We start from the raw sequence: 6,692 nt of genomic DNA on the forward strand, positions 1-6,692 counted from the left end.
CCGATGGACGATCACCGGGCGGACGCGTGCAGACGCTCCACATTACCACCGACCGCGGCGAGTACGACGTCAAGCGCAATGACATTCGCTGGATCTTCGGCGATGGCACGCCTGGCCCGAACGGCCTGCCGAGCACCCTGTTCTGCCTGCACACGAAGCGCGACGGCACCGGGCGGCCGCTCGCATTCTCATTCCAAGGCGCCGGCTGGGGCCACGGTCTCGGCCTATGCCAGTATGGAGCAAACGGTCGGGCGCGCGCCGGGTGCTCAGCACACGAGATACTCCAGGCCTACTATCCGGGCACTGCGACCATTGACGTCTCACGAAGGGTGACGCGCGCCGCGAGCGGGAATAACTGAGAAGCCCGCGCGGCGTTTGCGCGCGGTGGGGTTGCACGCCAATGCAGGCCATCAGTCAATATGCCGACAAAGCGAACCGGCGCGTCGTTGGGGTGGCGGCTTCTTTGACCGGCATAGACGCCGTGCTGCTTGACATCGCAGGAGCCGGTGCGGGAACGCAGATCAGCCTGTTGCGATTCCGACGGGCGGGCTACTCGGTGCAAATGCGCGAGGCGCTGATGGGGGCCACTTCTCCCGAATGCCTTGGGATCGAAATCTGCCGCCTCAACTTTGCGCTCGGCTATCTCATCGCGGATGCGGCAAAGCAGGTGACGCGCGCGGGCGGCGGCAGTCTTCACGACGTTGATCTCATCGGCTGCGGCGGGCTCACGCTGTATCACGTGACGCAGCCCGAAGACGCAGATCAACTTTCCTGTCCCACCTCGATTCTGCAGATCGGCGAGCTGGCGGTTGTCGCGGAGCAGACAGGGGCGACGACGATCGGCGAATTCGGCGCCACGGACATTGCCGCAGGGGGGTGCGGCGCCCCGCTTATGCCCTTCGTGGACTTCGTCCTCTTCCATCACGACGCGAAGACGCGCGCGGTGCAAAGCATCGAGCGCATGGCGAACGTGACCCTCGTGCCCGCGGGAGACGACCCCGGAGCGGTCGTCTCCTTCGATACGGGACCCGGGCACGGCGTCGTGGACACCATCACGGAGATCATCAGCGAGGGGAAGCTGTTGTACGACCACGACGGCCGTCTCGCGAGCCTCGGGGAGGTGAGCCGGGAACTGCTCGAGTACATGATGTCTCACCCCTTCATTCGGCGCAGTCCGCCCAAGACCGGCACCGGACTCGAGTTCGGCTCGGAGTTCATCGGCGGCGTGCTCGACACGGCCCAACGCCACGACATCACGGTCGAGGATCTGCTGGCAACGACGACGGCGTTTACCGCGGAATCGATCGCGCAGAGCTACCGCGACTTCCTCGCCCAGGAGCATCGGATAGACGAGTTGATTCTCGGCGGGAGCGGGAGCTACAATGCGACGCTGCGTCGGATGCTGCAATCGCGCTTGCCGGGGCTGCCCATTTACCTACATGAGGACTTCGGCATCTATAGCGAGGCGAAAGCGGCCATCGCCTACGCCATCCTCGCCAACGAGACCATGCTCGGCCGCGCCTCGAATCTACCGCGTGCCACCGGCGCCTCGCATCCCCGTCCGCTGGGCAAGATCGTGCCCGGCCACGTCGGGGATTAGAGCTGCTTGCGAACGTCGGGGTCGGCTGGCCCGGCGGCGGAATCCTCGCGCGCGCTAGCGCGCGCCGCGCACGTGGAGCGTACCTTCCAGCTCCAGCTCCGTCAATACGCCGACGACATCGGGATCGAACTGCGTGCCAGCGTTGGCAGCCAACTCCCGCAATGCCGGCCGCCGCTCGCGCGCCGGCTGGTAGGGACGCCTGGAGATGATCGCGTGGTACGAGTCGGCCACGCACAGAATCCGCGCGAGCAGGGGGATCGCTGCGCCCACAAGCCCGTCGGGATACCCGTCGCCGTCCCAGCGCTCGTGATGGCTGCGCACCATCGCGAGGGCCTCGGGGCTCGGGTGGAGCGGCCGTATGATGCCTTCGCCCATGGTCGGATGCTGGCGGAACAGTACGACTTCCTCAGCGCTCAGCGGCTCCGCCTTATGCAGGACGTCGTCCGGGATTCCGATCTTGCCGATATCATGCAGCGGCCCGAACCTCTCGATTATCTCCACCAAGTCGTCGCGCAGGCCCATGCGCTTGGCGATCGCTGCCGCGATTGACGTGACCTCCTCGCCGTGAACGGCGGTATAGTCGTCGCGGGCGTCGAGCGCATTCATCAGCGCCTGAAGGGTACGCGGGTAGGTCTGGTCTAGTTCGCCTTGGAGGCGACTGACCGACTCGCCGAGTTCGCCGTTTGCACGGTTCAGCTCATCGAGTAGCCCAACCCGGTTGTGAAGTTCGCGCACCGCGTCCTGCAAGCTGTGGACGAGGCTCTGATTGAGATGGCGTTGCTCCTTCTCCTTGCCGGCGAAGTACGCAATGGCGCAAGCCAGGAACGCGACGAGCCCGACCAGCATGACGCCTTCATCGCGGCTGCGCACGGGTACCTGATGTCCCAGGTACAGCACGATAAAGAAGGTCAGAACAATCACGCCCAGCAGGGCCAGTGCGAGCCAGACGATTTCTTTGCGCCGGTTGTCCGTGTCGGAGAAGAAAGTCCGAATCATGCGCCCCCTCCCGGGCCGCAAGCACGCTACTGTGATGTATTCCACGAAATGGGCGATTCTGGAGGCGCGTCGCGGGTGCGAAACAGCGTTCCCCCGCCGCGGCGCCAGGCAAGGGCGGCGGCGCTTGGCCGACAAGGCCGAGGTTATCGCCAGCCGGTCAACTCCGCCAGAAGTCCCGCGTACTCGATGAAGTCGGGCCAGGATATGTCGGGCGGCACGCCGTGGTCGCAGCCTGGGATGTACCCGCCTTCCTCGAATAACGGCGGGACGACGCGCATGACCTCCGCGCGCATGACGTCGCCCCCTTTGGCGATCGCGCGCTTGTCTATCCCCCCACGATACGCCATGCGCCGACTGAACCGCCGGCGATACTCCACGATGTCGTTCCCGGCGGCGACCTCGATGGGATCACAGCAGTTGATGCCTGCTTCGATCCACAGCGGGATGAGTTCATCCACCATGCCGTCGGAGTCCATGTCTATAATCGGGCAGCGGCTCGCCTTGACCTCCGAAACCCAGCGCTCGTACGCCGGCAGGAGGAAACGCCGCACCATGGCCGGGGATATCATGCTGTGCGCCTTGTAGGCCATGTCCTCGGAGATGCCGCCCGAGTCCAGTTCGACTCGCTCCAGAATCGGCGCCATCGTCGCCGACACGAATTCTGCCCAGAATGACGCCATCTCGTCCACAAAACCGGGGTCGTCAGCCATGAATATGCACAGCCCCTCGAAGCCGCACCATTCCCGCATCTGCCAGAACGGGCCGTTGAAGTGAATGCCGACGGGATAGTCGCGATCGCGCAGTTTCCGACACCGCTCCTCGAAATCATCGGGGAAGCGGCCGGGCGCCTGCGGATCGTAGCGCTCCTTCATCTTCTCCCAGTCCTCGCGATTCTGCACCGGGAATCGGTGCCACTTGCGCGTCACGAAATCCCTCGCCGCGCGGATGTAGGTGTAGTCGTAGCGGTCCGAAATCTCGGTTATCGCGCCCATCCAATCCTGCACGATGTAGTGGCCGTCGCGGTGCTCGAGGACTTTCTCCTCGAAGACCGGAATCATTTGGAAGGATACGCCGATACCGACGTGCGGCATGGTGCGCTCAGGCTCGATGTCCAGGATCTCGTACAGCGCATCCATGTAGTTGCGATCCTCGGGCAAGCCCTGCTCATGCCACGCCGCCAGCGTGGATTCCCGCGGCCCGCCCGGAGTCAATGGTATCTTGTCCGGCTTCCCGAACAGCAGCGTCTCTCTGAGTCTCTCACGTGCAGTCATCTGTCTCTGCCTTACCTCACTTGAAACTCGGCGTCGGCCGTCCTGCCCAGCAAGTCCGTTGCCGAAACCGTCCACACGCCTCGCTCGTCGTTAAAGGCCGTCTGCAAGGCGACGCTCTCGCCTCCGTGGGCAACCGTAATCGTCCGGCTGAACCACGGCGCCGTACGCCCGGAAAGCGACCTCACCGCGAGTCGCACGACGCGAGGCCTCATGCCGTCCGGGACAGACACGGTCACGCGCACCGGTTGTCCGGCCTCGACCACCCTGGGCTCCGCCGAGACGTCCAGAGGCTGCGGTTCTCTCCTCAGCAGAACGAGAAACTGCGCCCGAGCCGGCGTCAATTGGACTTCGATTTCATCCCGGACTCCGAGATACGACCGGCTCCGCACATCGCTCACGTGCTTCCGTTCGGGCAGGGCGAGTCGCACTGTCGCGGGCGGCGGGAGCGGCGCGCCGTCGTACGTGCCCAAGGGCAACTGGAGCAGCCCGACAACCTCGATTTCGCCGCGCCGCCACCGCACCATGCGCACGCCCCAGCCGGGCCCGTCGAGATAGGTGAGCCTCACCGCGGGCGCAACGCCGGTCTCCTCGCAGACATCTTGCAGACGGGCTCGTATTGCGGCGCCTTCAACGGTCTCACGTACGTCGCGGTACTTTGCAAACTCCGGGCCCAGCAGATGACCGGCGCCCCCTGGTTCGAACACGCGGCGCAAAGCAGGCCTCTCAACCGGCGCGAGATGCTCGTCCCACATGCCCGGCGCGACATCGGCGACAATGGCCCCGCCGGAGCTGGCGAACTCCGCTATGGCCGCCGCCGCCTCGTTACTCACCGCGAGCGTACACGGCATCCACAGCACACGGTACTGTCCGCCGCGCAACGCGCCGTTCGCGACCTGCTCGTCGGTGATGTAATCGTACCCCATTCCGAGATCTGCGGTGGCAAGCGTCGCGGCGAGGTGGCTGCGCTCGCAGTCGCCGATCGCCGCGCCCGGCGGCGTCCGTGTCGCCAGCGCGCTGGATACGGAGTAGAATATCGCTATGCCGTCGTGCTGGCGATCCGCGCCCATCAGCCAATCGCCCAGCCCGTCGCGCATGATCCGCATCTCCTCGGTCAGATCGCGCGTGGCCGGCCACAGGTCGAGGTCGGGGGCGAGATAGCCGTGAAACCGGCCGAGATTATCCCACCGCCACCAGAACAGGCTGTTGCAGTCGTTGAACACGAGCCGCCAGGCGTCGGCGATGAGCGGCGTTGCCTCGCGCGCGTAGCCGATCCAGTTTGAACGGAGCATCGAGCGCGGCGCGACGGAGCGCAGCACCTCGTCCCCCAGGCCGCCGTACGGCGCCCAGAAGCCGTTGGTCGTCGCCAACGCTGCGTAATCCTCCCCGAAGTTGCCCGCGCCCTCGAAGCCCGTCACCGCCCACGGGTCCGACTCGTTGAACGCCCGCCCGAACCGCGCGCAGAGCTGCACGTAGTTCTGCTGCGCGAAGCGTTGCCGGTCAGCCCAGCGCGAGTAAAGCCCGGCGTCAACGGCGGCTTCCTCGTACGCCAGGCGTGCGCCCGTGTAGCGGCCGCCGCCGATCAGATCAATCTCTTCGAACGACGAGTACTCGCTGCCCCACGCAGCGTTGAGCGCGTCAATTGAGTCATCGTATTCCCGGAGTAGCCACGCACGGTAAGCCGCGAGGCAGGAGGGGTGTGTGCACGCACCGCGGGTAGTCGTCTCGTCCCCCAGCGAGTAGGCATACACGCCGTGTCGGCGAGCTGCAGCTTGTCGGGAAACGATGTCGGCAACGTGTTGAGCGATCGCCGGCTCGTCATTCCAGCACGCGGGCTGCATCAGGCCCTGCCCGTCAAACTGATCCATCACGCGCGTCGTGTAAGGGATATACGACCAGTTATGCGCTGCGACGACATCCGGCGGATCGCCGCTGCGGAGGTTTACATTGAACCCCGCCTCGGTGAGCCGCTGCACGCCGTAATAGCCCAAAACGTCAGTCGGCACATCCCACATAACCTGCGCCCAGTGCCCGCGGTGCCGCCGCGAAACCGAGAACCGGGCCCGTGCGGAGATGACTTCCGCGCCCCCGCGCAAGATACTCGCCTCGATCGCCATCGTCACGGTCGCCGCATCTGTCGCGCGCCATTCGAAATCCACGCGCGGCGCCGCCGGGCGGCACCATTCGGCAATCGAACGCTCGTAGCAGTCGCGCACCCGTATTACGACTTCGTCGCCAGCTCGGATGTGGTCGCCGTGTGTCCTGACCGAACCGGTGACTGCTTCACCCAACTCGACGAAATCCCGCGTGAGCGTGACCTGCGGCGCGTCCACGTCAGTCACGATCTCGAAATCCGCGCTCGCGAAGCCCGCCGCTGCGCCGCCGACCTCGGCACGCAGTTCCAGCAGATATCTTCCAGCGGGCAGCAAAGGCATCGAACCCAGCAGCCTCATCGCGCCGTTGGCATCGTCCCAGCGGAGCCGCTTCACAGCGACGCGTTCGCCTGTATCGAGCCGCCGCACCGAAGCGCCCAAGTCAAAACGCTCCATGCCGCGAGGTCCTCCGCGGGCAATCGTCAGCTCTCGCGGCAATCGCACGCGCGGCATACGCCGCCCTTGCAGCGGCATCGCCGCAAACTCAGCCGGCAACGCACGGTGCGCGGCCCAGAGGAGCGCTCGCGCGGTAAAGGCCATGTGGTATTCGTAGGCATTCACGTTGGCCCGAGCGTACGGTAATCTCGGGGTCAAGGATAGCAGGTCCCGATTGGGATAACTGATCTGAGCGACGCGCCCGCTACCGATGGGGCAGGTGTGCACCTGGCGGGCAAG

General features: G+C 65.4%; 5 protein-coding genes. 2 read left to right on the plus strand and 3 right to left on the minus strand.

Features of this window, described 5'->3' with window-relative positions; genetic code table 11:
- Both JSV65_15300 and JSV65_15305 read left to right on the plus strand, forming a co-directional pair.
- A partial coding sequence (locus tag JSV65_15300; GenBank protein ID UCH33909.1) for a hypothetical protein occupies positions 1–359 on the plus strand: 359 nt, incomplete at its 5' end.
- Positions 360–400: 41 nt separating this feature from the next.
- Complete coding sequence (locus JSV65_15305) at positions 401–1,600, plus strand: anhydro-N-acetylmuramic acid kinase (GenBank protein UCH33910.1); 1,200 nt, start codon at positions 401–403, stop codon at positions 1,598–1,600.
- A gap of 54 nt (positions 1,601–1,654) precedes the next feature.
- Here the strand turns inward: JSV65_15305 and JSV65_15310 are convergent, their stop codons facing one another.
- From JSV65_15310 to JSV65_15320, 3 genes are all read right to left on the minus strand, one after another.
- Positions 1,655–2,596 carry an HD-GYP domain-containing protein gene (locus JSV65_15310; protein ID UCH33911.1) on the minus strand — a complete coding sequence of 314 codons (942 nt, stop codon included), beginning with the start codon at positions 2,594–2,596 and terminating at the stop codon, positions 1,655–1,657.
- A 143-nt stretch (positions 2,597–2,739) separates the two neighbouring features.
- Entirely contained in the window at positions 2,740–3,867 is a 1,128-nt protein-coding gene (locus JSV65_15315; GenBank protein UCH33912.1) for a hypothetical protein, read from the minus strand.
- 11 nt (positions 3,868–3,878) lie between these two features.
- Positions 3,879–6,413 (minus strand): beta-galactosidase, encoded by a 2,535-nt coding sequence (locus tag JSV65_15320; GenBank protein ID UCH33913.1) that lies wholly within the window; start codon positions 6,411–6,413, stop codon positions 3,879–3,881.
- Positions 6,414–6,692: the final 279 nt, after the last annotated feature.

The sequence above is a fragment of the Armatimonadota bacterium genome (assembly GCA_020354555.1).
Taxonomy (GTDB): domain Bacteria; phylum Armatimonadota; class Hebobacteria.

What these genes read in the sequence shown, in the direction of transcription:
- JSV65_15305 (UCH33910.1), top strand. Translation starts at nt 401, where the DNA reads ATGCAGGCCATCAGTCAATATGCCGACAAAGCGAACCGGCGCGTCGTT.
- JSV65_15320 (UCH33913.1), bottom strand. Translation starts at nt 6,413, where the DNA reads ATGGAGCGTTTTGACTTGGGCGCTTCGGTGCGGCGGCTCGATACAGGC.
- JSV65_15315 (UCH33912.1), bottom strand. Translation starts at nt 3,867, where the DNA reads ATGACTGCACGTGAGAGACTCAGAGAGACGCTGCTGTTCGGGAAGCCG.
- JSV65_15310 (UCH33911.1), bottom strand. Translation starts at nt 2,596, where the DNA reads ATGATTCGGACTTTCTTCTCCGACACGGACAACCGGCGCAAAGAAATC.